The following is a 24,174-nucleotide window of genomic DNA, read 5'->3' as shown; positions in this document are numbered from 1 at the left end:
GAACTGGTTAACGCTCACGCAGGGCCTCCTGCTTGTAGCGCAGCATGGGGGCGAGCAAGTAGTCGATCAGTCTGCGTTGGTCCGTACGGATGTCGGCGGTCACGCTCATACCGGCTTTGATGAGCCCCGCGTGGCCATTCACTGCTGTGGGCGTTTCGGTGCTGTTCAACTTGATGCGCACCGGAAATACAGGCCCCAGCTTCTGGTCTTGCACTGCATCGGTGCCTACCCACAGCACCTCACCCTCTATGTAACCGTAACGGGTGAAGTCATATGTTTCCACTTTATTGATCACCCGCTGGCCAACGCGAATGTGACCGATATCGCGGTTCGCTACCTGGGCTTCCAGTTCCAACGGAGTGTCTGCGGGAACAATCGTCATCAAAGGCTGGGCGGCGGTCACCACACCCCCCACCGTCGTCACCGCCAACTGCTGCACCACACCATCAATGGGCGAACGCAGAGTTTGCAGTGCCAGCCGGCGGCTTACCTTGATGAATTCCTGCTCAGCCGCATCACGTTTCTTTGTGGCTTCCAGCAGCTCACCACTGGCCTTGGCACGAAACTCGGCCACAGCTTGCGCGCGTTGCTCTTGCGCCGCCGAATAGCCCGCTTGGGATTCTTGGAGGCGATTGCCCTGGACCGCCAGTTCCTTTTCTGCGTTGATCAGTTCCATCTTCGACTCAATCACGCCTGTTTGTGCCACATGGCCAGTCTTGGCCAACTCTTCCCGCATGTCGTACTTTTGCTGAATCAAAGGCACGCTGACACGTTGTTGTGCCAGTCCGCTGCTGATGGCGGCCGCATCTGCCTTGCGCTTGCCCAGTTCCGCATCCAACGCTGCCAACTTTGATTGTTGCTCCGCCAAGCGACTTTGCAGCACTGCGAGCTGATTGGTGGCCACCTCCACCGGCATACCCGCCGGGACAGAGAATTGCCCCCGCCCGGCCAACTGCGCCGTTGCGCGCAAAACCTCGGCCTTTGCTTCCCACAACTCACGCTGTACGCGGTCGCGGTCTGCCCCGCTGCTGGTCAAATCGAGTTCCACCAGTACATCGCCAGCCTTCACCTCTTGCCCATCTCGCACGGCAATGGCTCGCACCACGGCTGTCTCCAGCGGTTGCACCACCTTGCTCTTGCCAGCTGGAATTACCTTGCCCTGCGCGGTGATGACCACATCCATCTGCGCAAGATAGGAAAACACCAACGCCATCCCCGCCATGGCGCATATGGCAAGAGAGACCATGCGCACTACATAAGACGGTGGTTGTGCCATTGCCGCCAGCGCAGCCGAGCTGAACTGGTTGAATTCGACCTTGTTGCTACCGTTGCTCACGCCGCTACCCCTTGCACTTGCAATACTTGATGAGCCTGGTACAGCGAGGCATATTTGCCCCCTTTGGCCAGCAACTGTGGGTGGCTACCCGTTTCTATCAAACGTCCATCCTCCAGCACCAAAATGCGGTCCGCAAGCCTTAGGGTGGATAGACGATGCGCCACTACAAACACCGTGCGTCCTTGCGCAATGGTCGCCATGTTGTCCTGGATCAGACGTTCGCTCTCATAGTCCAAAGATGCCGTGGCCTCGTCCAAAAGCAGCATGCGTGGATTGGTAGCCAGCGCGCGTGCAATGGCGATGCGTGCGCGTTGTCCGCCGCTCAGTTTGCTGCCGCGTTCACCAATGACCGTGTCGTAGCCATCGGGCAACTTCAAGATGAAATCATTCGCCCCCGCCAAACGCGCTGCCGCCATAACGGCCTCCATGTCCAGGCCAGGGTCGGCCAAGGCAATGTTGTCGCGCACGCTGCGGTTGAACAGCAAGGTGTCTTGCCCCACAACCCCCATTTGCCTGCGCAGCCACGAGGTGTCTACCAAATTGATGTCCACTCCGTCGATCAAGATGCGTCCCGCTTCAGGGGTGTAAAGCCGCTGCAACAAGCGCATCAGCGTTGTCTTGCCGGCGCCGGAGACGCCAACCACGCCAATCACTTCGCCGGGCTGCACATCAAAACTGATGTCATTCAAAATGGCCGGTCCATTGGGTGTGTATTTGAAGGTCACATGTTCTAGCGTGACTTGCCCCTGCACATCGGGCGGAACGGAGCGGTGGGGGCGAAACGCCGGTTCTGGCGAAGCATCCAGAATGTCGCCCAGGCGCTTAATACTCACCTTCATCTGCGTGAAGTCTTGCCACAGCGATGACAACTTCAAAATGGGTGCATTGACCCGGCCGCTCAACATATTGAACGCAATCAGGCCGCCCACTGTCAGTGCCCCATCGATGACCTGTCGCGCGCCCAGCCACAGCAGCAACACGGTGAGGACCTTGCTCGCCATGCTGATGAACTGGTTGGTGGCATTGCCCAAATGCCCGCCTTCAAACGACGTGTTCACATAGCTGGCCAAGCGCCGCTCCCAAGCACCTTGCCACTGGGGTTCCACCGCGTGGCTTTTGAGCGTTTCCATGGACGTGACCGTCTCCACCAGAAACGCCTGGTTCTCTGCGCCCAGCGCGAACTTGTCTTCCAGCTTCTTGCGCAGCAGCGGCGTGATGATGGCGGAGGCGCCGAAAAACACCGGGAGCGCTGCCAACACCACCAAAGTCAGCGTCACGCTGTAATAGAACATGACGGCGATGTACACCAGCGCAAATAGCAAATCCAGCCAGCTTGTCAGTGCTTGGCCAGTCAAGAAGTTGCGCGCGTTGTCCAGCTCCCGCACACGGGCCACCGTATCCCCGCTGCGCCGGCTCTCAAAGTACGACAGCGGCAGATGCAGCAAGTGCTTGAACAACTTGGCACCCAGCTCCACATCCACCCGGTTGGTGGTGTGGCTCAGCAAATAGTGCCGCATGGCCCCCAGCACTACTTCAAAAATACTCACACCCAGGAGCGCAATCACCATTACATCCAATGTAGAAAGCGTGCGGTTGGTCAGCACTTTGTCGATCACCACCTGAAAAATCAGCGGTGTGACCAGCGCAATGATCTGCACAAACAGCGAGGCCAGCAGCACCTCTGCCATCAGCACCTTGTATTTCTTGAGTGAATGCCAAAACCACCCCACGCCAAACTTGCCGGCGTCGTTGGCAGCCTGGCTTGCTGTCGTCCCTGGCACGGTATCTGTCGGCCGCGCCACAATCCACTCCCCCGCAAACAGGGCCTCAAACTCAGCCAGCGTGACTTGGCGGGGGCTGCTGTCCCCCGTCTGCTGCAGCACCACCACGCCGGTGGAGCCGGTAGTGTCTATTTTTCCCACCAGCATCCACTTGCCATCGCGGGTGGGCATCAAGGCCGGTAGCGTTACCTGAGAAATGGCCTTGACGGACCCACTGCGCAGCTTGGTGTCAAAGCCCAGCTGCTGCAATATCCGCAGCACATCGCCGGTAGCCACGCGGGGCGCTGCACCTTCGTTGGCGTAGCCGCCAAACTGGTGTGTTAACTGTGCTGCGTCGAGATGAAGGTGATGAAGTTTGGCGTAAAGTCCGATGAGCTGTAATGTTGCTTGCACTCTCAAGTTCCCTGTTTTCTTGTCATTAGGCGGCTTGCAAAGCCAATAGTTCTTCGTGGGCCAAAGCGGCATCGACCGGCTGCAGAGGTACAAAACCCAAAGGCTCTATATCGTGAGTCACGGCCGTGTTCGCCATTTGATTGAACAGCAGCGCCATGCGGGCCAGGTCTGCCTCCGCTGCCTGCGCGTGCACGCCCGACTGGTAGGCCAGCATCGCATCTGCCGCCACGCCGGTGCTGCCGTCGGTGCGGGTGAAGGTGGTGTCACCCATCACGGTCACGTCTGTGCTTACTCCGCCCCCAGCAACCACCCCGCTGTGCATTTGCGCGTTGGACTGCAGATTGATCGTGGCAATGCCCAGAGCATCCAAGGTCAGGTATTCGCCGGTTTGCGTCTGCCCATCGGCATTCTTGTCTTCCCACACGCCAAACTGGCCCCACTGCGCATCCCCTGCATCCAGCACGCCATTGCCATTGGTGTCAAAGGCCCTCAAGCCCTCCAAGTCGGTTTGCGCACCGTCCACATACTGCTTGAAGGCGAACTCGCTGGCGTTGCTGATCTGGTGGTCACCATTCAAATCGATACCCAGCACACCACTGCCAGGCGCTGCCCAAGCCACCTTGTCGGCCAGCCCATCCATGTCCATGTCGTAACGGACATGGGAGTACTGGGTGCTGATGTAAGACGGGTCCGAGCCATCCAGTGACAACACCACCGGCCCTACGTACCCTGAGTACTCCATGTAGCTGGTGGCACCTCCGCTCACGCTGTAGTTCAGGTGCCAAATATTCTCCAACCCTCGGTCATCTGTGATCTTCCACGTACTGTGAAAATCCGTGAACCCGGCCCACCGTTGCACGTCCAGATTCATGTACGTGTTGTTGTAAGAGAACGCATTCACCCCCGCCATACTTTGCCAAGCGTAGTAGGGATAATAAGTGCCTTCTGCGTCTTGCACTGGACTGGAGTAGTCGACGCGCAACACACTCAAACTTTGCAGCGCCACGCTGGAAAACGCCGTATCGCCATCGTCCGATACCGCAAAACTCACATCCGCCATATCAATGCGCGACCCTGAGTTGCCACCTGTGCCATAAAAACTGGCACCGTACAGGTTTACCGATGCATACAAGTTCGGCGGCGGCTTCACCTCCACAAAGGCCGTCGCCCAGGTTTGCCCGCCATTGCCGTCGTCGGCCAGATAGTCAAAAGTAGCCGCACCTATAAAGCCAGCGGTTGGCACAAACTCCACCTGCCCGTTGACGATGGCCACCACGCCATGCGACGCATTGCCCACATCCACCAGGCTCAGCGTGTCGTTTTCTATGTCGGAGTCATTTCCAATCAGCTGCGCAAACCCAATTGTCATCGTGCTGTTCACGTAGGTCTGAAACTGGTCGTCCACAGCCAGCGGCGCATCGTTCACTGCGGCCACCGGCAACACCACCTGTACGGCGGGCGACAGCAGGCCCGCAGCATCCACTGTCATGTACTCAAACTCGGCATTGCCGTTGAAGTTCAAGCCCGGCGTGAACACCACATTGCCATTGGCATCCAGGCTCACGGTGCCGTTGACCGCATTACCCACCCAGCCAATGCCCAGTGCGCTGGGTGCATCGTCCACATCCCCATCGTTGGCCAGCAGCACGGTCTTGTTGATCAAGAAGGTGGCGTCTTCGCTGGCGCCGCTCACCACCTCGCCCTGCGCAAAGGGGGCATCGTTCACGTTCTCCACCAGCAGGGTGGCCGTGGCGGTGCTGGAGAGGCCGTAGGGGTCTGTCACCGTGTAGCTGAAGCTGGCCGTGCCGTAAAAATCCGGGTCCGGTAAAAACACCACCTCCGTCACCGTTTGCCCCGCGCCGTTCACGCTGGTCTGCAGGCTCACCTGCCCGTGGCTGGCGTTGCCCACGGCGCTTATGTGCAGCGGCGCATCTGCATTGGCCGTACTGTCGTTGGCCAGCAGCAGCTCCGTGCCGATGCGCAGCACCGTATCTTCTGTACCGGCCAGTACTTCGCCCGCCACCTTGGGCAGGTCCAGCAGCATCTCTGTGGTTGCGGGTATGGCCGCAGCGGGTGTGGCGTCGTCTGCGGGCGCCGTGTCGGGCGCAGCGTTGCTCACCAGCGTGGCGCGGATTTCCCGCACAGGGGTGTGGGTCGCGGTGTAGGCCGACAAGTCCAGGCCTGCACGCTGCAAGGCATCCACATCGGCCAACACGCCCGGGAGCGGCGGTGCATCCACCACGCGCCGGGGCTCTTCTTGCCAAGTGCCTTGCACCGGCTCGGCCGGCACCACGTCTCCAGGGTGCGCTCGGCTGGCATCGGGCCGGGCGGCGTATTTCGCCTCCAGCACGGCCGTGCGCGCAGTTGTCTCCAGCATGTTGTCATCGGCATATCCGCCACGCACCCGTTCCGTCTCCGGTGTCGCAAAGGCGGTGGTCTGTACCGCCCCCAGGCCCACCATGGCCAAGGCGCCCAAGCCTGCCCCCATACCACCCGCCAGTGCGCCTTCTTGCGCACTGCGCACCATCTGGTCGGTGGAGTTGCCCGCGCTCTCCCGCCCCAGCGTGGCAAAGGCGGGTGTCGGCACAAACACCACGCGCCTGTCCGTCAACATCTGTCCTTGGCCGGTGGTTTGCCCGTTGGTTCGCTTTACCTCTCCCAAACTCACCACCCCCGTGGCGCTGGTCTGCGTAGGTGCGCTGGCCACATTGGCACCACCATGGCGGTGCTGGTCTTGCTCGGCGGTGCCTTCCCAGTCTCCGGTGGTCAGCGCGTCTTGCTCAAACGTAGCCTCCCGCACCGTGCCCCAGCGTGTCACACCCCCTTGGTCCACCACTTGCACCTGGCCCTGGTAGCCCTCGTGCTCCAGCATCTGCCCAGCATTGATGGTGTGCAGCTTGCCCTCTGCATCGGCCTCTTGCATCTGCGTATAGCGCACCCCTTCGGTGTCTGACTGCAGCGTGGTGGCACTCAGCGCATCGCTGTGGCCATCGGCATAGGTCACCTCGCCGTCGCGCAAGTTGATGCTGGTGATCTTCAAACTCGCCAGGTCTGCCTGTTCGCCCGCGTCCAGCCGCGCATCCTGGTTCAGGTCCACCCACAGCTTGATGGCCGCAAACGCCGGGTCGCGGGCATCCAGCACATGGTCCCCATTGGCATCCAGCCACTCCACGTTATTGCGCTGCAAGGCGGCGTTGGCGCTGGCGGCGAGGGCATCGTTTGCCAGGTTTCCCTCTTGTCCCGCATTGCCGCCCAGGTTCAGGATGTCGCGCGTCTCTATTTGGCCGTTGCCGTTGTAGTCCAGCACCAGCAGGCCCTGCACGTGGCCCTGCGCATCGGTGGCACTCACCCACTGCGTCTTCTCGTAATAGCCATCACCCTCGGTGTCGCGGTACAGCTCGCTGGTGGCTACGCGATGTTGGTCTTGCTGGTCTTGCAAATCTTGCAGTGCTTGGGTACTGGCCTGCACCGCATCGCTGGCCACGACCCCAGCGCCAAGATGCACCACCAGCGCCCCAAAACTCTGGGTCTTGAAATCCGCACTCTCCGTGGCATTGCCCTCAATCGCATAGGCCTCGTTGCCATGGTAGGCATGGCCCCCGGCGCCGGCACCCAGCTGCGCCGCTATCTCACCCTGGCCCGCGCCCTGGTCCAGCAGTTGCTGCATATGGCCCAGCTGCGTTTGCACCTGCCAGGCAGGCGCAATGCCACCGTTCTCGGTCAAGATGTCAAACAGGCGCTGGGCTAGGTTGTTGCCCTGGATCATCTCGCGGTAGCTGCCCCCATCCGGGGTGGTCATCTCTATCCATGCACCGCCACTCTGCGAGAAGCCCACACGGGGTAGCAGGTAGGGGTTGATGGCCACATCGTCGCTGGTCTCAGGCGTCTGGTTGTTGATGCTTTGGACGATGGACTCCAGCAAGCCCTGTACGCTTTGCGCGGTGCGCTGCGCCATCTCCCCGCCGTGGCTTTGGTTGAAGTCCACGTGGATCTGGATGTTGCCACTGGCGTCCCACTCAAAGTGGGTCACACCCTCGGGAGGAGGGGGGTGGTCGGCAAACAAGGGCGCCAGGATGGTGATGGCCAGGCTCAGCGCCGTACCCCAGCCGGGGATGAAGGCCACGGCACTGGCGATCATGCTGACGGTGTTGCCGCTCTCGATAGCGCCTATGAGGTTCAGGGCCTGGAGGTAGGGCAGTGGGATCGCGTCGGAAGCGCTGGCAAAGGTGTTGTAGAACGCACCCGCCGCGCTGGCCTGTGCGATCGGGTCGTTGCCTTGCAGGGCGGTGATCAGGCCTAGGCCTGCGCCCCATTGGCCCAGGCTGCCGGGTAGGTTGCCGCCGGTGCTACCGGAAAGCTGCGCTGTGGCGCTGCCCAGGTTGTCGATCTGGTTGTACAGGCTGAGCAGGCTCTGCGCCTTGCCCAGATCGGTGAGCTGGTCAAAGTGCGCCAGGTTGGCCAGGCTGTTGACCAAGCTCAACGCACCGGCTGCGTCGTTGGCGGCGGCGTTGAATTGGGCGTCCTGGTATTGCCCGCTGGTCATCACCTGCCCGGCGCCGGTGACATGCAGGTCCACAGGCGTGCTGGAGCCATCCGCATTCACCGTATTGGCCTGCAAGTGCAGTGCCCCGTTGGGTGCAACACTGATCTCGCCCACGATCTCGCCATCGGCATTGGCCAGCAGGGCGCCTCCTCCGGGCAGGCTGTGCAGGCTCAAAGTGTTGCCATCCACCGCACCCAGGCCCAGGTGCCCGAGCTGGGTGGCCAGTGCGTACTGTTGGGCCGCACTCAAGGAGGCACCGGGGCCGTTCATGTAGGCCAGCAGGTCTTGCGGGGTGCCGGAATTTGCTATGGTTTCAGGAGCTGCTGGCGCAGAGACTGCGGGGGCTAGAGGATGATTTGATGCTGAAGTTCCAGTGCTACTACTACCACCGCCGCCGCCTGCATCACTGACCACACCACCGTTGCCCGCGTCGGCGTACTGCACGCCGGGGCCTGTTTGGCTGGTGTTGATGTTGCTGAAGGCGTCTACGAGTTGGTTGTAGGCGGCGTCAGTGATGGGCGCGCCGTTGTTGTCAACGGGGGTGCGGGTGTTGTCCAGGGTGTTGAGGTTATAGCGCTGTTCATTGAGGATTTCGCCATTGCCGTCATAGGTAATGCTGCGCACGCTGCGGGTGAAATCGTCGAGCACCGTGCTGCTGGTTTGGGTGCTTGTGCCATCGCCGTTGGGCACCACGGTCGTCAGCTCGTTGGTCTTGGTGTTGACGGACTGCGTGCCGCCACCGGGCAGTGGGGTAACTAGGTTGTCGCCCACGCGTGTGGGAATGAGCAGGCTGGTGCCTGCGGGCACGTTGGTGAACTTGTCGTTAATGTGCAGCTCGGGGTTGGCGGCCCGGATGTCGTCTGCGCTGATGGGGTTGCCCGAGCGGTTCTGCAGCAGCACGATGTCGGAGACGGTGCCGTCATTGCTCAGGGTGGCGTGGTTGCTGTCTACGGTGTGGACGAAGGTGCTGGAGGGGGCGCGCTCGGGGATGGGCGTGCTGCCTTGCACAGGCTCCATCAACCCGGTTTCACGATTGATGCTCTGGCGCTGGCCTGTGGCGGCGTCATAGATACCCACTAGGTTGAAGCTGTCCGGCGCATTGGGGTTGTTGGCGCTGTGGGCGTTTTCGTAAACACGTTCTGACACGGGTTTGCCTGTAGCGGTGTCCACATCGGTGACGATGCGGCTGACGCTTCCGTCTGGGTTGCGTACATCCTGGGTGCGGGTCACCAGTCCGGGTTGGCTGGTCTTGTCCCAGGTTTGGCTGGCGTTGGGCGCGGTCTGTACTGTGGTGCCGTAGGGTTGGCCGTCGGGGGCGGTGGCGTTTTGTTGGGTGATTTCGTTGCGGCGGAGTTGCTCAAAGGCCGTGTTGCCTACCTGGCCCAGGCTGTCGATGCCGACGGCGGAGGGCGTGTTGGTTGAAGCGCCTATTGGCGCCGCTCCCTCAAGGCGAATCACGCCATCGACGAATTGCCGCTCGTATTTGCCGTCTTCGTTCAGTTGCCAAACCCACGAGGTGCCTTGCTGTGTGCCCGCGCGGGCATCACTCATTGCCAAGCCGTTGGTGCCAAGACCAAATAGCTGTTGCACTCCGTCCGAAACTTGCACCACACCGCCCGATAGCAATTTGACCTGCGTAGCGGTGCCAGATTCAAAATGAAAGCTTTCGCTCGGATTGCCGCTTGGGTTGGTGTAAGAGAACGCCTCACCCGAACCATCACCACGTACCAATATGACGCGCTCGGCTCCTCGGTCGCTAATGAGCTTGGTGCCATCGGTTTTTTCCCACATCACGGTGCGGCCACCGTCTATGGCGGTCTTTGTCCACTCGCCTGTGTTGTTGCGTATAGCCGCCTCTGCGGCATCGGCAAGGGTAAATACCTCAGCGGTTTTGAGATTGGTTTTGGATTGCTCCAGCTGCGCAAGCTGGCTCGCAGCAGCTTGGTACGTGGGGGAGCCTTTGTCCATCTGCTCCATGTTGAGCTTGATGGTCTCTGTACTGGCCTCGATGCGCGTCTGTGCAGCAGCAAACTCTGCAGGCTTCATCTGCAGCAAATTGGAGCCCAGGTTTTGGCCAAAGACGGAGATGGTGCCGACGGTGCTGGTGAGGAGTGGCGAACCCGGTGTGGATGTTTTTTCTACAGAATCTTGTGATGCCCCGACACCCAGAAAATTACCTTCTGTCTTTCCCTCCAGTGTCCCGTTGTTGACCGTACCTGTGAGTTTGAGTGAGGAGCCCAAGGAGCTTTTCTCGATGCTGACGCCAGGGTCTAGCGCAGAGGGCTTGCTGGTACCTTCATAGACGACAGTGATGGCCGCTTTGGCGGTCCATAGAACGCCGCCTGTGTCCACCTCCAATTTTTTGGACAACTCGGCTTCAAGCGTTGTGCCGGTCTCGCCGGTGGTGTCGTTGGAGCTGGCCTTGGCTGACCCACCTAGCGTTAGGCCGTTGGGGAGCTTGTATTCAACTTTGTCTTTAATCGCCTCTGTGCCTTGCGAGTCTTTGCTCACCTCCACGGCTGTTTTGAAGTTACCCGATTTGACCTCCGTAACCACGGTCGTTTTACCATCTTCAAAGACGACTTTGGAGTTGGGTTTAGCAATATCTCCCATATCTCGTTACCTCTTTACGCTGCCAGCTTTGGCGTTAAAACAATCGATTAACTCTTCCATCACGAGTCGTTTGGCTTTGATGAGCAGCATGCCTGAGTGAACATGCTTGCCGTACAGGACTCTTAGAAACTGTTTGTCGAAGTCGGTGAGGGCGTACACATCTTTGTTTAGGATGGTAGACAGATACTTGCTGCCACCGAACAATTTGGTAGAGAAGGACATGGCATTGGCAAAAGAGGCTCTAGCCAATTTATTAGATCTTGACTGCAGCCCAACATAGTTAGAAAAGTTAGAGTTGGGTTCAATAACTTGAAGCATGAAAACCAACCTGTCGGGGTCGTAGCTATAGGTAAGTCGCTCATGAGCATCTCCCGCTGGAATCATTTTTTTTGCGTAATTCCATTCAGCCAATACTTGCTTGACTGTGCCACCCATCGACTCCACGAGCAAAGTGATTTGCGGGGTCTGCACCGTAGCCTTGAAATCTTTGGTGAAGATCACCATCGCGTTGGTACTCAAACCCCCAGGCCATTTGCTTTTGTCATTGAGCTTGTCATCTTTGTAGGGCAGATAAGGCTTGTCATGCCTTGCAATATCCAGGCCGGTGTACTTTGCGACCTGAGCCACTTGCTCTTCAAACAGTTTGGCAAGCTCGGGGTATTCGGGGGGAACCTCCAGGTAGTAGCGCACGGGCCCCTCCCAGCGGTAAAACAGCTTCGGCGTGTTGTCTACGGCGAGCACGTAGGCGAGGTGGTCGTTAATGGCCTCTGCGCTGTAGAGGGGTGTTTTGTATTTCGCGCTGTGGTACTGCTCACAGCTTTGGTCGCGAGCGCCATTCCATGGAGTTGGCACGCTTTGCGCCATTCCCGCGGAGCTGGCCAAGAGACTGAGCACCATCAGCGCAATGCCAAAGGGCTTGCGCAGAGCGGCCGGGAGGTTTGTTGTATTGAGTTGTGAAGCAGGATTCAAAGCGGTTTCCAAACGACAGGGTCTATGTAGGTACAACGGCCTATTGTTTTAAAGACGTATGTGTGATTGGAGGGGAATTTAACCTGCAATGGCTTACCCGTATATCCCCCAAACGGGTGAATTTGCAGATTCAAGCAAAAAGTGCCTCTGGCCCTTGTTGGGTATGCGCAAGTAGCTATCAAATGCATAGCAAATCTGGCCTGCATCCAGCCACTCCACGTTGTTGCGCAGAAAGGCGACATTGGGCAAGTTGCCCTCTTGCTCCGCATTGCCGCCCAGGTTCAAGATGTCGAGCGTCTCTATCTGGCCATTCGCGTCAGTCGCACTCACCCACTGGGTCTTCTCGCAATAGCCGCCGTTCGCGGGCAAGGTACGCACGCCTTGCACGCTTTGCGGTGCGCCGTCTCTCCGCCGAGCAACACTTCTAGCGCTGCACCGTCGCCAGCCGCAGCGCCAAGCCCACAAACACCACGCTGGCCACGCGGTTCAGGATGCGTTGCGCGCGCAGCGATTGCTTGAACACCTGGCCAAAGCCGGCGGCAAACCAGGCAATGGTGCTCAAGGTCAGCAGTGCCGCCAAGATGAAGACACCGCCCAGCATGCTGATCTGCAGCGCCATGTTGCCCTGTTGCGGGTCGGCAAACTGCGGCAAAAACGCCAGGAAGAAAATCGCCACCTTGGGGTTGGTGATGTTCATGAGCACGCCGCGGCTAAAGGTCTGCGCCGCAGTCATGGGGGGCGAGGTGTCGCTGTCCATGATGCCCACAGGCGCACGCCAGGCACCCCAGGCCAGCCACAGCAAATACCCAGCGCCGCAGAGTTTGAGCACGGTAAACGCCGTGGCCGATGCGGCAAATACCGCTGCCAGGCCCAGCGCCACCGCGGCGGTGTGGAAGAGCAGGCCACTGCACAAGCCCAGCACCACCAGCAGGCCTGCACGCCGCCCATGCACGGCCGAGTGCAGCAGCACAAACACGTTGTCGGGGCCCGGTGACAGGGCCAGCAGCACCGAGGCGCCGAAGAAAGTAAGAAAAGTGTTTAGGGTAGGCATGGTTCGGTGGGCGCGTGGCCGGACAGAAGGCGGGGTGACCATCCTAGCCCAGAACCTACCGCCAAAGGGGCGTTCCGCCCCAACTAAACTCCGAACACATTCATTTCAGGGAATCACCATGGGCTATCTGCGCACCGCTGGTTTATTGTTGAGTTGCATGGTCTTTCTGACTTCAGCGCGGGCCAATGTGACGCTGACGCTGGAGGTGGCCAGCCATACGGAGCCCAAGAGTAGCAGCAATGTTCCCAAGGACCGCCAGGATGTGTGGGAGGTGGTGTGGGGAGAAAAATGGGTGCTGCTGCGATCGGATAAGGAGGTCACTCTGTTGGACTTCGACAAGCGCCGGCGGGTGGTGGCAGACCTTCAAACTAAGACGCAGGTGAACTATTCGTTGTACGACACTGTGGGCTTCCGGCTCTTGGAGCTGCGCAACCGCAATATGTTGGGCAAGGCGATGGCCGCGGCAAAGATCGCTGATGTCGCGGATGTGGGTATGTCTGCGTTGAACAACCAGCACGCTCTGGCAATACAGGAAACACCGGAGGCGCCGCTGTTGGCGAAGACGGACGGCGCGGACGAGGTCTTCCTGGACGGCTCCACCGAATTCTTCCGCCGCAGCAGCGCAGGTACATCGGTCTCGGCGGAGGACGCCAGAATGTTTGCCAAAGTCTTCCGCTATGTGCTGGGAGGGCATCCTCAGATTCTGGAAGCCATGGCCCGCTCCGACGCGATTCCCTCGCGATTCGTCCTGACGACCTACAACGCCCAGGGCACCACCACACGCCGGGTCTCCGTGACCTCCGTCACGCGCACCAGGGAAGCAACGCGAGATTTTCCGGTTTTCCCTACACGACCGGCCTCGGCGTCGACGGACCCTGTGGAGCGCGTGCTGGACCGGGCCGAGGCCATTACGCCGGCCGAGTCGCTTGCGGCTAGGCAAGCGGTCAAGGACGCGATCGCCACGGCATTGCGCGAAGGGCGCATCCTGGATGCCTATCTAAACATCCTGGAGTGGACCGTCATGACGGGTGAACCCCTTCCTCCCTTGAGCGAAGAGCAGAAGGGTCGGTTTCAGGCAGATGCCACTGCCATGCAGATGGCCAGGGCCTTGACCGCGCGGACCAAGGAAGAGCTGAGTGCTGCCATTAAAACGTTTGAGGAGACCCGGCAGGCGGTCGGATCCAAGGCTTATGTGCTCAAGATCTTCGAGGCCAACAACCGTGCCCTTCTCGGCGACTCCGTGGCAGCAAGAAAACTATTTTTGGAAGTGCTGGACGCACATCCACACGTCACAGGTGTCTACAAGGATCTTGGGGATGTGGAACTCACGCGCTACAACATGGCCGGTGCCTGGCGTAGCTGGGATCTAGGTCGGCGAATGGAGCCGCAGTTCAGAACGCTTAAGGCAGTGACGCAATGGGAAAGCACACTTGCAACCGGCCACCCCGAGTTCTTTTGAGGTAGCGTCATACCGCAGGATGAGGCTGGCCTCCGCTTTTTCGCGTCACGGCCTTCTAGGGCTTTGCCCGGCCTCCGGCTAGCACGGCGCCATTGCCTTCACGTAGGTAGCTGGGTTTGTGCAACAGCCCGTCAGTTGCCGATGATGGCCAGCAGCTCTTCGCGGGTGCTGGGGTCGTCCATGTACTTGCGGTACAGCGGGGCCATGCGCCGCACCATAGGCGCCACGTCTTTCACGCGGACAAACTGCACGCCCTGTTTGGTGGCAATGTCGATGGCGGAGGCCACGCGCTTGTTCCACAGCTCTCGCATGTAGGTGGCCGACTGCGCGCCCGCCGCCCGAAACGCCTCTTTGTCTTCCGCACTCAGGCTGGCCCACAGCTTGCTGGACACAACCAGGGCCTCGGGCGACACCACGTGGTTGGTCACATAGACCGACCGCGCCACCTTGTAGTGGCCGGTGGATTCAAACGAAGGCATGTTGTTCTCGGCACAGTCCACGCTGCCTTGCTGCAGCGCGCCCAGCACCTCCTTGAAGGGCAGGGCCACGGGGGTGGCGTCCAGCAGCTTGACCATTTCGATATAGACCTCAGACTGCTGCACGCGGATGCGGGCACCCGCCAGATCTTTGAAGCTGCCGACGCTGCGGTTGGCGCAGTAGAACGAACGGCCACCGCCGTCGTACCAGCCCAGCACCACAAAGCCGGCGGTTTGCAGCTTGGCGGCAAAGCGCTCGCCCAGCTTGCCGTCCAGGTGTTTGAACATGTGGGCCGAGTCGGTAAACAGAAACGGCAAGTTCAGCGCTTTCAGGCCCGGTACCGCATCAGACAGCGGGCCCGAGCTGAATTCGGCCACGTCCACCTCACCCGACTTGAGCATTTGCACGGCCTTGGGCTGGTCGCCCAATGTGGCGTTGGAGAACACCTCAATCTGGTAGCGCCCCTTGGTGGCTTTGCCCACCTCATCGGTAAAGCTTTGCAGGGCTTGGGTGACCGGGTAACCATCGGGGTGGATGTTCCAGGCGCGCAGCTTGGTTTGCGCCCCCACGTTGGCGCAGGCGAGCGCCAACAGGCCTGCTAGGGCCCAGGCCCGTGGTGCGTTGGGCCACATGGCGTCAGGCCTTGGCGACTTCGTGTGCGCCCATGATCTCCAGGGCGCGTACCAGTGCAGAGTGGTCCAAGTTGGCCATGCCATTGGCCGCGCACACCTGCATCAGTTGCGCAGCACTGGCGGTTTGCGGCAGGGCCAGGCCCAGGGCCTTGGCGCCGTTCAGGGCCAGACCCAAATCCTTCTGGTGCAGACCAATACGGAAGCCCGGGTTAAAGGTGCGCTTGACCATGCGTTCGCCATGCACTTCCAGAATGCGCGATGCGGCAAAACCGCCCATGAGCGCCTGGCGCACCTTGGCCGGGTCGGCACCGGCCTTGCTGGCAAACAGCAGGGCCTCGCCCACGGCGGCAATGTTGAGCGCCACAATGATCTGGTTGGCCACCTTGCAGGTTTGGCCGTCGCCATTGCCACCCACCAGCGTGATGTTCTTGCCCATCAGTTGCAGCAGGGGCAGCAGCTTGGCAAATGTTTCGTCGGACGCACCCACCATGATGGTCAGGCTGGCCGCCTTGGCGCCCACTTCGCCGCCGGAGACCGGGGCATCCATGTACTGGCAGCCCAGCGCGTTGATCTTGGCCGCAAAGGCCTTGGTGTCCACGGGCGAGATGGAGCTCATGTCCACCACGGTCTTGCCCTGGCTCAGACCCGCGGCCACGCCGCCTTCACCAAACAGCACGGTTTCTACGTCAGGTGTGTCGGGCAGCATCAGGAAAATGATGTCGGCCTTTTGTGCAACCTCTTGCGCGCTGGCGCAGGCTTGGCCGCCTGCGTCCAGCAGCTGCGCTGGCACGGCGCTGCGTGTGTTCAGGTAAACGGTGTGGCCCGCGGCCAGCAGGTGGCCGGCCATGGGGGCGCCCATGATGCCCAGGCCGATGAATCCGAGTGTGGTCATAGTCGTGTCTTGAAGAAAAAAGAATTAAGCGGCGTAACGGTCTTTGAGGGCTTGGGTGGCCGAGCGGAACACGCCCAGATCACTGCCCACGGCGACGAAGGTCGCGCCCATGTCCATATAGCGGCGTGCGTCGGCTTCCACCGGCGCCAGGATGCCGGTGGGTTTGCCGTGGGCCTTGGCTTGGGCAAACACGTGGGCAATGGCCTCTTGCACTTCCGGGTGGGCGGCGTTGCCCAGGTGGCCAAAGCCGGCGGCCAAATCGGAGGGGCCGACAAAGATGCAGTCCACACCGGGCAGGGCCGCAATCTCGCCGCTGGCGGCTACGCCGGCACGGCTTTCGATTTGCACGGCCACGCACATGTGCTGGTTGGCTTCCTGGAAATAGTTGGCCACCGTGCCATAGCGGTTGCTGCGCTGGGATACCGACACGCCGCGTATGCCCTCCGGCGGGTAGCGCGTGGCAGCCACAGCGCGCCGTGCTTCGTCCGCGCTTTGCACAAACGGAATCAGGAAGTTGTAGAACCCCGCGTCCAGCAGGCGCTTGATCTCCACCTCGTTGTTGCTGGTGGGGCGCACGAACGGCGCGCTTACGCTGTCCTTGAGCGCCATGAGCTGGGGCACAAAGGTGATCACGTCGTTGGGCGAGTGCTCGCCGTCCATCAGGATCCAGTCAAAACCGGCCACGCCCAGCACCTCGGCGGTGATGGGGCTGGCCAGCGACGACCAACAGCCGATCAGGCGTTTGCCGGCCAGCAAGTCTTTCTTGAACTGGTTGGGAAAGGGACGGTAGGGAGTAGGGTAGGTCATGGCATAGCCTTTGGGTAATCGGTTCGGTCAGGTAATGGGGGCGGGGTTGAACAGCACCAGTGCGTTGTGCAGCTTCCAGTGTTCGGCCCAGGTTTTTTTGCGTCCGCTGGCCACTTCCAGCATCAGGTGAAACAGTTCCCAGCCCACGTCGGCAATGCTGGCTTCGCCATCGGCAATACGCCCGGCGTTCACATCCATCAGGTCGTGCCAACGGCGGGCCAGGTCGGTGCGCGTGGCCACCTTGATGACGGGCACCTCGGCCAAGCCATAGGGCGTGCCGCGGCCGGTGGTGAACACATGCAGGTTCATGCCGGCGGCTAGTTGCAGCGTGCCGCAGATGAAATCGCTGGCGGGTGTGGCGGCGTAGATCAGGCCCTTGGACTGCAGCTTCTCGCCCGGTGACAGCACGCCGCTGATGGGCGCGGTGCCAGACTTGATGATGGAGCCCATGGCCTTCTCGACGATGTTGGAGAGGCCACCGGCCTTGTTGCCCGGCGTGGTGTTGGCGCTGCGGTCGGCCTGGCCACGGCCCAGGTAGGCGTCGTACCAGGCCATCTCGCGCGCCATGGCGTCGGCCACGGCGGGTGTGGTGGCGCGGGCCGTCATCTGCTCCACGGCGTCGCGCACCTCGGTGGTCTCCGAGAACATCACCGTGGCACCGGCGCGCACCAGCAGGTCGGTGCAAAAGCCCACGGCCGGGTTGGCGGTGACGCCAGAGAAGGCATCGCTGCCACCGCACTGCACACCCACCACCAGCTCGCTGGCGGGAATGGTCTCGCGCTTGCGCGCATTCAGCCGTTCCAAGTGCGGCACGGCAGAGGCCAACACCGAATCGATCATGGACATGAAGCCCACATGCTTCTCGGCCTGCAGGCACACCACATCGAGGGCCTCATTGGCTTGCAAGGGGATGCTGCCCGGTGGCAGCAGGCGCTCGGGCTGCAGTTTTTCGCAGCCCAGGCTGACCACCATCACTTCGCCGCCAAAGTTGGGGTTCTTGCTGATGTTGCGCAGCGTGCGGATGGGAATGATGGCGTCGGGCGCATCAATGGCCACACCGCAGCCGTAGCTGTGTTCCAGGCCAATCACGTCGTCCACATTCGGGTAGCGCGGCAGCAGTTCGGCTTTGATGCGCTGCACCGCAAAGTCCACCACGCCGGCCACGCACTGCACGGTGGTGGTGATGGCCAGGATGTTGCGCGTGCCCACCGAACCATCGGCGTTGCGGTAGCCCTCGAAGGTGTAGCCCGTCAAGGGCTCGGCGTTCCATGCGGGAGCCGTGGATTGCGGCAGGTCTGCCAGCGAGCGGGCCTCTGGCATATGCAGCAAGCGCTCATGCACCCAGGCACCCGCAGGGATGTCTTTCAGCGCATAGCCAATCGGCACGTTGTAGCGTAGCACCGCAGCGTCTTTGGCAATCGCGACCAGCGCGACCTTGTGGCCTTGCGGCACACGGTCCACCAGTGTCAGGCCGTCGGGCAACATGCTGCCCGCGGCCAGACCGCCATCGTTGACCACAATGGCCACGTTGTCCGCCGCGTGCATTTGGATGCTGCGTGGTGTGTCCATGCTCGGGCTGGGTGACGAAGACATAGGGTGGTTAATCCGCCTTGATGTTGCGGGAGGTGATCAGCTTTTGCCAGCGTGCGTATTCCAGGGCCTGGAAGGCTGCAAACTGTTCTGGCGTATTGAGTACCAGTTCAAAGCCCAGTTCCTGCAGCTTGGGCGCTACGGAGGGATCTTTGATCGCCGCCACCGCAGCATCGAACAGACGCTTCTTCACGTCCGCGGGAAGCCCGCGGGGCGCAGCCAAGGCTTGCCAGGAGTTCACGTTGGCATCCTTCACGCCACTTTCTTCCAGCGTGGGCACATCCGGCAGTAGTGGCGAACGCTTGGCACTGGTAATGGCCAGGGCGCGCAATTTGCCGGTCTTGATCTGTGGCATGGCGGTGTTGATGTTCATGAACGACGACTCCACCTGGTTGCCCAGCAGGTCGGTCATCACCGGGCCACCCCCCTTGTAGGGGATGTGGACACCGCTGGTGCCGGTCTGTTGCCAGAACAGTTCGGCGGTGAGGTGGTCGCTGCTGCCGTTGCCCGAAGAGGCAAAGCTCATCTTGTCCGGATTGGCTTTCAGGTAGGCAATCACTTCGGCCACGGATTTCCGCTCGGAGGCTGCGGGTACCACCAGCACATTGGGTGCCTGCACCGCGATCGTGATCGGGTCCAAATCCTTCAGCGCGTCGTAGTTCACCTTGATCAAATGGGGCGCAATCACAAAGGGGCCCAACGAAGAGACCAGCAGCGTATGGCCATCGGCTGGCGCACGGGCAACGTATCCAGCCCCGATGGTGCCGGTGGCGCCAGCCTTGTTATCCACAATGAACGTGACACCGCCGCCCATTTTTTCGGCCATTTTGGTCGAGAGAATGCGTGCGATCTGGTCTGTGGAGCCCCCCGGGGGAAATGGCACGACCAGGGTGATGGGCTTGTCGGGCCAGGCCATGGCACTCAGGCAGGTGCCAGTCGCTAGCAGCAAAGTGATCAGTTGCTTTTTCATACGGTTTCTCCAGAGTCAAGACGTCGGACGCGTTTCTGTCAGTGCAGGATCAGGTTGGGCAACCACAGCGAGAAGGCGGGCACATAGGTCACCAGTGCCAGGCAGGCCAGCAAGGCGCCATAGAAGGGCCAGATGGAGCGCATGACCTCGCCAACCGATATGCCGCCAATCGCACACCCCACAAACTGCGTGGTACCCACCGGTGGTGTGTTCAGCCCCAGGGCACAGTTGATGAGCATCAACACGCCAAACTGCGAAGGGTCCATACCGAACTTTTGCGCAATTGGCAAAAAGATGGGTGTGCAGATCAGCAGCGTGGGGGCCATGTCCAGGAAGGTGCCCAGCAGGAACAGCACCACGTTGATCATCAGGAAAATCATCCAGGGCGTCTGGGTGACCGTGCTCATCAGATCGCCCGTGCGTTCGGGCACCGAGTACATCGCCAGAAAGTAGCCAAAGGCGTTGGAGATACCGATCAGGAACAGCACCACGCCGGTCGTCTTGCAGGCCTTGGCGCAGGACTTGATGAAGTCGCTCCACGAGAGCGAGCGGTACACAAGGCCCGTGATAATCAGCGCCCACAGCACCGCAGTCGCTGCGGATTCGGTGGCTGTAAACACGCCCGTCAAAATGCCGGTGAGGATGATGCCCACCACCAGCAGGCCAGGCAGTGCGGCCACAAAGCTGTTGCCCACCTCGCCCCAGCCGGAGAAGGCACCGCGGGTGGGGTAACCACGCTTGATGGCCACGCCATAGGCAGCCAGCAGGTTCAGCACCGTGAGCAACACAGCCGGAACGATGCAGGCCATGATCATGCCCAGCACGCTGACCGATGCAATACCGGCCGTGGCAAGGGTGTAGAGGATCAGGTTATGGCTGGTGGGCATGAGCGCGCCGACCAAGGAAGCATGCGTGGTCACGTTCACCGCGTAGTCGGTGTCGTAGCCCTCTTTCTTCATCAGCGGAATCATCACCGAACCCATGGCGGACACGTCGGCCACCGGGGAGCCTGCCACGCCACCAAACAGCGTACAGCCCAACACGTTGGACATGCCCAAGCCGCCGCGCACATGGCCCACCAGGCTATTGGCAAAGCGCACGATGCGCTCGGCGATACCGCCGTGCAGCATCAGCTCGCCCGCAAAGATGAAGAAGGGGATAGCCAGGAAGGAGAACACCTGCATGCCCCCCACCATCTTTTGAAACACCACGGCCACCGGAATGCCCGCAGCGATGATGGTTGCAACGGAAGAGAGGCCCACCGCAAAGCCGACCGGCACGCCGATCAGCAGCAGCACGCCAAAGCTCACACCCAAAACTGTCAGTTCCATGCTGGCACCACTTCCTTGCCCTGAATCAGGGCGATCACATGTTCAATCGTAAAAAGCACCACCAGCACGCCGGCAATGACGAGGGGCACGTAGTCCATGCTCGACGGAATCGCCAGCATGGGTTTCTGGTCGTTCCATTTCAGGACGGCCCAGATGTAGCCGTTGTAGGCCATGAGGGCGCCGAAAGTGCCCACCAAAATGTGGATGATGATTTCCAGCTTCAGGCGCATGCTTTCGGGCAGCAGGCTGATGATGGAATCCATGCCGATGTGGCCGGCGTCGCGCACACCCACGGCCACGCCCAGCGCAGTGATGTAGAGCACCAGCAGCAGGGCCAGCGCTTCGGCCCAGGTGGGGGTGTCGTTGAAAACATATCGCCCGATCACCTGGTATTGCACGCAGGCGATGAGCACGATGAGACCAGCCACCGCAAGCATCAGGCTGAGCTTGGAGAGGGTGGCACAGAAGCGGGTATACATGGACAGCTCCGGTGAATGGGAAACACACCCCAGCGGATCTGCCGGGGTGTTGGAACGACACGCTTACTTGGTGTCTTGCACAGCCTTCACCAGGCGCTTCAGGTCAGGCGTGTTAGCAAACTTGTCGTAGACCGGTGCCATGACATCCTGGAAGGACTTCTTGTCCACTTCCACGAACTCGGTGCCGGCGGCCTTCACCATGTCGTATTCTTTTTTCTCGTAGGCAGCCCAGGCCTGGCGGTTGAAGGGAACAGATGCCTTGGCGGCAGCGCGAATCTGGTCTTGCTCCGTCTTGCTCAGCTTGTCAAAGATGACCTTGGAGAACAGCAGCACTTCAGGTGCCATGGAGTGTTCGGTCTTGTTGTAGTACTTGGCGGCCTCAAAGTGGCGGAAGCCGGAGCCGTACGAGGGGTAGTTGTTTTCCGCAGCATCGACCAGACCGGTCTTGAGTGCGGTCAGCACTTCGCCAGCGGGCATGGGGGTGGGGTTGGCACCCATGGCGCCGGCCACGGCCACCCACAGGTCAGACTGTTGCACGCGAATCTTCATGCCCTTGGTGTCGGCCACCGACTTGACGGGCTTCTTGCTGTAGATGGAGCGCGAGCCCGAGTCGTAATAGGCCAGCAGTACAAAACCTGCGGATTCGCAATCTTTGGCAATTTCTTCACCAATAGGGCCGTCCAGCACTTTGTGCAGGTGGTCTACCGAGCGGAACAGGAAGGGCAGCACCGGGATGTTGGTCTTGGCGCAAACCGAGTTCATGGGACTGATGTTCACGCGCACCATGTCCAGCGCACCAATCTTCACCTGGTCGATGGTTTCTTTTTCGGTGCCCAGGGCGCCCTTGTTGAACACCTTGATGGTGTCTTTGCCGCCGGTGGCTTTCTTGAGTTCATCGCTCATGAATTTGACAGCAGTGACCGTGGGGTAGTCGTCCGAGTTGTGGATGTCGGCGGACTTGAACTCGGTGGCATAGCTGGCCATGCCAATGCTGGCCAGCAGTGTAGTGATGAGGGTGGGTACCAGTTTCATGATGTCTCCTATGGGTGGTTTTAGTGGGATGGAACGGGAACGGGAAATTGGGTGAACAGGGGCTCGGCGCGCCCTTGCACGCCGGGCTCCAACACCAGCACTGCGCCGTCCAGCGCGGCGTCAAAGCCGGGGGCGGGTTGTGCGGGCTGTATCGAGGTAATAAAAAGGTGGCGCAGCTCGGGGCCGCCGAAGGCGCACATGGCGGGCTTGCTCACGGGCACGGCAATGGATTGCAACAAGGCCCCGGCGGGGCTGAAGCGGTGGACCTGGCCGGCGTCGTTGCCGCAGATCCAGTAGCAGCCCTCGGCATCGACCGCTGCACCGTCGGGGCGCCCGGGCAGGGGTTTCATGTCCACCCATTCGGTCTGCGGACCCCAGATGCCGTTGGCGCTGTCAAAGGCGTGTTGCCAAATGGTTTGGCGGCTGGGGTGGGAATCTGACAGGTAGGCGGTGCGCCCATCGGGGCTGAAGGCCATGCCGTTGGGGGTGATGTAACCCTGCAGCACCGGGCCGCGCAGGCCTTGCGTGTCCAGACAATAGATGCCGCCGGCAGCGCTGGCCAGCGACATGTCGCGCACCATGGTGCCAATCCAGAAACGGCCCTGCGCATCGCAGCGGCCATCGTTGAAGCGCATGCCGGGCTGCGGGTGGTCCACGGTGGCCAGGCACGTTACGCGGGCCATGGGGGCGTCTTGCAATTCCACCTCGTAGATGCCGCTTTCCATCGCGGCAATCACGGTGCCACGGTTGCTCAGCGCAATGCAGCCCACGCGTTCGGCCAGAGTCCAGCTGCTTTGTGTACGCGTGGCCCAGTCCAGACGGTGGATGCGCTGGCTTTCAATGTCCACCCAGTACAAAGCCTGGTCAGCGACGGACCACACGGGCGACTCGCCCACGCGGTCGCGTGCGGTGCTGATGGCAATGGCAGCAGTGCGCATGGATGGCTTATTTGCCAGCCTTGTGGGCGGTCATGGGCTCGCCCTGAAACAGGAATCCGCCACCTTGGTAGATCGCAGCAGGGTCGGTGATATCGGGTGCCGGTGTGCGGGCATAAATGGCCTCGCGAAACGGGTCCGAGCTGTCCTGCGGCACATAGCCCACGTGGCGCGCGGCACTGTTGTCGTACCAAACCACGGCGTTGTCTGACATACCAAAGATGGCCGTGTGGCCCAGGATGGGTGTGGTCAGGCAGGCGGTCACCAGGCGGTGCAGGTCGTCAAAGCTCAGCCAGCTCGCCAGCATGCGGCGGTCCTTGGGCTCGGCAAACGAGGAGCCAATGCGCACGCAGGCCGTCTCGATGCCATACCGGTCGTAGTACATGCGCGAGAGGTCTTCACCAAACGCCTTGCTCACGCCATACAGGCTGTCTGGGCGGGCAGGGTGGTCTAGCGTGATGGTTTCACTTTGCTTGTAGAAGCCTGTCACGTGGTTGGAGCTGGCAAACACCACGCGCTTCACGCCCTGTTTGCGTGCAGCCTCGTACAGGTTGTAGACACCCAGAATGTTGGCTTGCAGGATGGGTTCGAACGGACCTTCGACGGAGATGCCGCCAAAGTGCACGATGGCTTGCACGCCCTTCACCATGGCGTCCACAGCGGTGGCGTTGGCCAAGTCCGCCAGGGCGATTTCCTCGCCTGCACGCGCGGGGCCAAAATCGGCGCGGTCGGAGAGACGCAGCACCTCGCAGTTGGCCTTCAGCCGGTCTCGCATCGCCGTGCCCAAACCGCCTGCTGCGCCGGTCATCAGCAAAGTGTGGTGTACTTTGATGGTCATGAAATTTATCGCTGCCTTGTCAGTTGTATGTTGTCTGATGTGTTAA

17 protein-coding genes are annotated in these 24,174 nt (G+C 60.8%); 1 reads left to right on the top strand and 16 read right to left on the bottom strand.

All coding sequences use genetic code 11. The features are described from left to right. Nucleotides 1–7 precede the first annotated feature (7 nt). The 6 genes from J2X15_RS17725 to J2X15_RS17700 form a co-directional block, all read right to left on the bottom strand. Complete coding sequence (locus J2X15_RS17725) at nt 8–1,336, bottom strand: HlyD family type I secretion periplasmic adaptor subunit (protein ID WP_310345329.1); 1,329 nt, start codon at nt 1,334–1,336, stop codon at nt 8–10. Continuing rightward, complete coding sequence (locus J2X15_RS17720) at nt 1,333–3,510, bottom strand: peptidase domain-containing ABC transporter (RefSeq protein WP_310345327.1); 2,178 nt, start codon at nt 3,508–3,510, stop codon at nt 1,333–1,335. The genes J2X15_RS17725 and J2X15_RS17720 overlap by 4 nt, the downstream gene beginning before the upstream one ends. Before the next feature lie 25 nt (nt 3,511–3,535). Continuing rightward, the gene (locus tag J2X15_RS17715) at nt 3,536–10,666 is read right to left on the bottom strand and encodes a cadherin-like domain-containing protein (RefSeq protein ID WP_310345324.1); all 7,131 of its coding nucleotides are present in this window, start codon (nt 10,664–10,666) and stop codon (nt 3,536–3,538) included. A 6-nt stretch (nt 10,667–10,672) separates the two neighbouring features. After that, nucleotides 10,673–11,647: a hypothetical protein gene (locus tag J2X15_RS17710; RefSeq protein WP_310345322.1), complete on the bottom strand. Its 975-nt coding sequence runs from the start codon at nt 11,645–11,647 to the stop codon at nt 10,673–10,675. A gap of 81 nt (nt 11,648–11,728) precedes the next feature. Then, complete coding sequence (locus J2X15_RS17705) at nt 11,729–12,013, bottom strand: hypothetical protein (protein ID WP_310345319.1); 285 nt, start codon at nt 12,011–12,013, stop codon at nt 11,729–11,731. Nucleotides 12,014–12,059: 46 nt separating this feature from the next. Continuing rightward, a complete protein-coding gene (locus J2X15_RS17700) occupies nt 12,060–12,686 on the bottom strand; it encodes a LysE family translocator (protein WP_310345317.1) in 627 nt (208 codons plus the stop codon). Nucleotides 12,687–12,804: 118 nt separating this feature from the next. Between J2X15_RS17700 and J2X15_RS17695 the strand changes: the two genes are divergently transcribed. After that, complete coding sequence (locus J2X15_RS17695) at nt 12,805–14,145, top strand: hypothetical protein (protein ID WP_310345314.1); 1,341 nt, start codon at nt 12,805–12,807, stop codon at nt 14,143–14,145. Between the two features lie 131 nt (nt 14,146–14,276). On the opposite strand, the gene J2X15_RS17690 is transcribed toward J2X15_RS17695, so the two are convergent. The 10 genes from J2X15_RS17690 to J2X15_RS17645 all read right to left on the bottom strand — a co-directional run bounded on the left by J2X15_RS17690 (nt 14,277) and on the right by J2X15_RS17645 (nt 24,128). After that, nucleotides 14,277–15,254, bottom strand: coding sequence for a TRAP transporter substrate-binding protein (locus J2X15_RS17690; RefSeq protein WP_310345311.1), 978 nt, complete (start codon nt 15,252–15,254; stop codon nt 14,277–14,279). Nucleotides 15,255–15,258: 4 nt separating this feature from the next. After that, nucleotides 15,259–16,146: a 2-hydroxy-3-oxopropionate reductase gene (locus J2X15_RS17685; protein WP_310345309.1), complete on the bottom strand. Its 888-nt coding sequence runs from the start codon at nt 16,144–16,146 to the stop codon at nt 15,259–15,261. Nucleotides 16,147–16,170: 24 nt separating this feature from the next. Then, nucleotides 16,171–16,953 (bottom strand): 2-dehydro-3-deoxyglucarate aldolase, encoded by a 783-nt coding sequence (garL, locus tag J2X15_RS17680; protein WP_310345307.1) that lies wholly within the window; start codon nt 16,951–16,953, stop codon nt 16,171–16,173. Nucleotides 16,954–16,980: 27 nt separating this feature from the next. Then, nucleotides 16,981–18,546 carry a galactarate dehydratase gene (gene garD / locus J2X15_RS17675; protein WP_310345303.1) on the bottom strand — a complete coding sequence of 522 codons (1,566 nt, stop codon included), beginning with the start codon at nt 18,544–18,546 and terminating at the stop codon, nt 16,981–16,983. Nucleotides 18,547–18,553: 7 nt separating this feature from the next. Then, complete coding sequence (locus J2X15_RS17670) at nt 18,554–19,513, bottom strand: Bug family tripartite tricarboxylate transporter substrate binding protein (protein WP_310345300.1); 960 nt, start codon at nt 19,511–19,513, stop codon at nt 18,554–18,556. Nucleotides 19,514–19,551: 38 nt separating this feature from the next. Beyond that, complete coding sequence (locus J2X15_RS17665; protein WP_310345297.1) at nt 19,552–20,844, bottom strand: TRAP transporter large permease; 1,293 nt, start codon at nt 20,842–20,844, stop codon at nt 19,552–19,554. Beyond that, the gene (locus tag J2X15_RS17660) at nt 20,835–21,323 is read right to left on the bottom strand and encodes a TRAP transporter small permease (RefSeq protein ID WP_310345295.1); all 489 of its coding nucleotides are present in this window, start codon (nt 21,321–21,323) and stop codon (nt 20,835–20,837) included. The genes J2X15_RS17665 and J2X15_RS17660 overlap by 10 nt, the downstream gene beginning before the upstream one ends. A gap of 63 nt (nt 21,324–21,386) precedes the next feature. Then, entirely contained in the window at nt 21,387–22,355 is a 969-nt protein-coding gene (locus J2X15_RS17655) for a TRAP transporter substrate-binding protein (RefSeq protein WP_310345292.1), read from the bottom strand. Between the two features lie 20 nt (nt 22,356–22,375). Next, nucleotides 22,376–23,293 carry an SMP-30/gluconolactonase/LRE family protein gene (locus tag J2X15_RS17650; protein WP_310345290.1) on the bottom strand — a complete coding sequence of 306 codons (918 nt, stop codon included), beginning with the start codon at nt 23,291–23,293 and terminating at the stop codon, nt 22,376–22,378. Nucleotides 23,294–23,300: 7 nt separating this feature from the next. Continuing rightward, the gene (locus J2X15_RS17645; protein ID WP_310345288.1) at nt 23,301–24,128 is read right to left on the bottom strand and encodes an NAD-dependent epimerase/dehydratase family protein; all 828 of its coding nucleotides are present in this window, start codon (nt 24,126–24,128) and stop codon (nt 23,301–23,303) included. Nucleotides 24,129–24,174 lie beyond the last annotated feature (46 nt).

Source organism: Rhodoferax saidenbachensis (assembly GCF_031457975.1).
Taxonomy (GTDB): domain Bacteria; phylum Pseudomonadota; class Gammaproteobacteria; order Burkholderiales; family Burkholderiaceae_C; genus Allorhodoferax; species Allorhodoferax saidenbachensis_A.
Note: the sequence above shows the minus strand (reverse complement) of the source record. Positions and strands in the feature narration are given on the sequence as shown.

What these genes read in the sequence shown, in the direction of transcription:
- J2X15_RS17715 (WP_310345324.1), bottom strand. Translation starts at nt 10,666, where the DNA reads ATGGGAGATATTGCTAAACCCAACTCCAAAGTCGTCTTTGAAGATGGT.
- J2X15_RS17650 (WP_310345290.1), bottom strand. Translation starts at nt 23,293, where the DNA reads ATGCGCACTGCTGCCATTGCCATCAGCACCGCACGCGACCGCGTGGGC.
- J2X15_RS17700 (WP_310345317.1), bottom strand. Translation starts at nt 12,686, where the DNA reads ATGCCTACCCTAAACACTTTTCTTACTTTCTTCGGCGCCTCGGTGCTG.
- J2X15_RS17690 (WP_310345311.1), bottom strand. Translation starts at nt 15,254, where the DNA reads ATGTGGCCCAACGCACCACGGGCCTGGGCCCTAGCAGGCCTGTTGGCG.
- J2X15_RS17685 (WP_310345309.1), bottom strand. Translation starts at nt 16,146, where the DNA reads ATGACCACACTCGGATTCATCGGCCTGGGCATCATGGGCGCCCCCATG.
- J2X15_RS17695 (WP_310345314.1), top strand. Translation starts at nt 12,805, where the DNA reads ATGGGCTATCTGCGCACCGCTGGTTTATTGTTGAGTTGCATGGTCTTT.
- J2X15_RS17665 (WP_310345297.1), bottom strand. Translation starts at nt 20,844, where the DNA reads ATGGAACTGACAGTTTTGGGTGTGAGCTTTGGCGTGCTGCTGCTGATC.
- J2X15_RS17660 (WP_310345295.1), bottom strand. Translation starts at nt 21,323, where the DNA reads ATGTATACCCGCTTCTGTGCCACCCTCTCCAAGCTCAGCCTGATGCTT.
- J2X15_RS17645 (WP_310345288.1), bottom strand. Translation starts at nt 24,128, where the DNA reads ATGACCATCAAAGTACACCACACTTTGCTGATGACCGGCGCAGCAGGC.
- J2X15_RS17655 (WP_310345292.1), bottom strand. Translation starts at nt 22,355, where the DNA reads ATGAAACTGGTACCCACCCTCATCACTACACTGCTGGCCAGCATTGGC.
- J2X15_RS17670 (WP_310345300.1), bottom strand. Translation starts at nt 19,513, where the DNA reads ATGAAAAAGCAACTGATCACTTTGCTGCTAGCGACTGGCACCTGCCTG.
- garL (WP_310345307.1), bottom strand. Translation starts at nt 16,953, where the DNA reads ATGACCTACCCTACTCCCTACCGTCCCTTTCCCAACCAGTTCAAGAAA.
- garD (WP_310345303.1), bottom strand. Translation starts at nt 18,546, where the DNA reads ATGTCTTCGTCACCCAGCCCGAGCATGGACACACCACGCAGCATCCAA.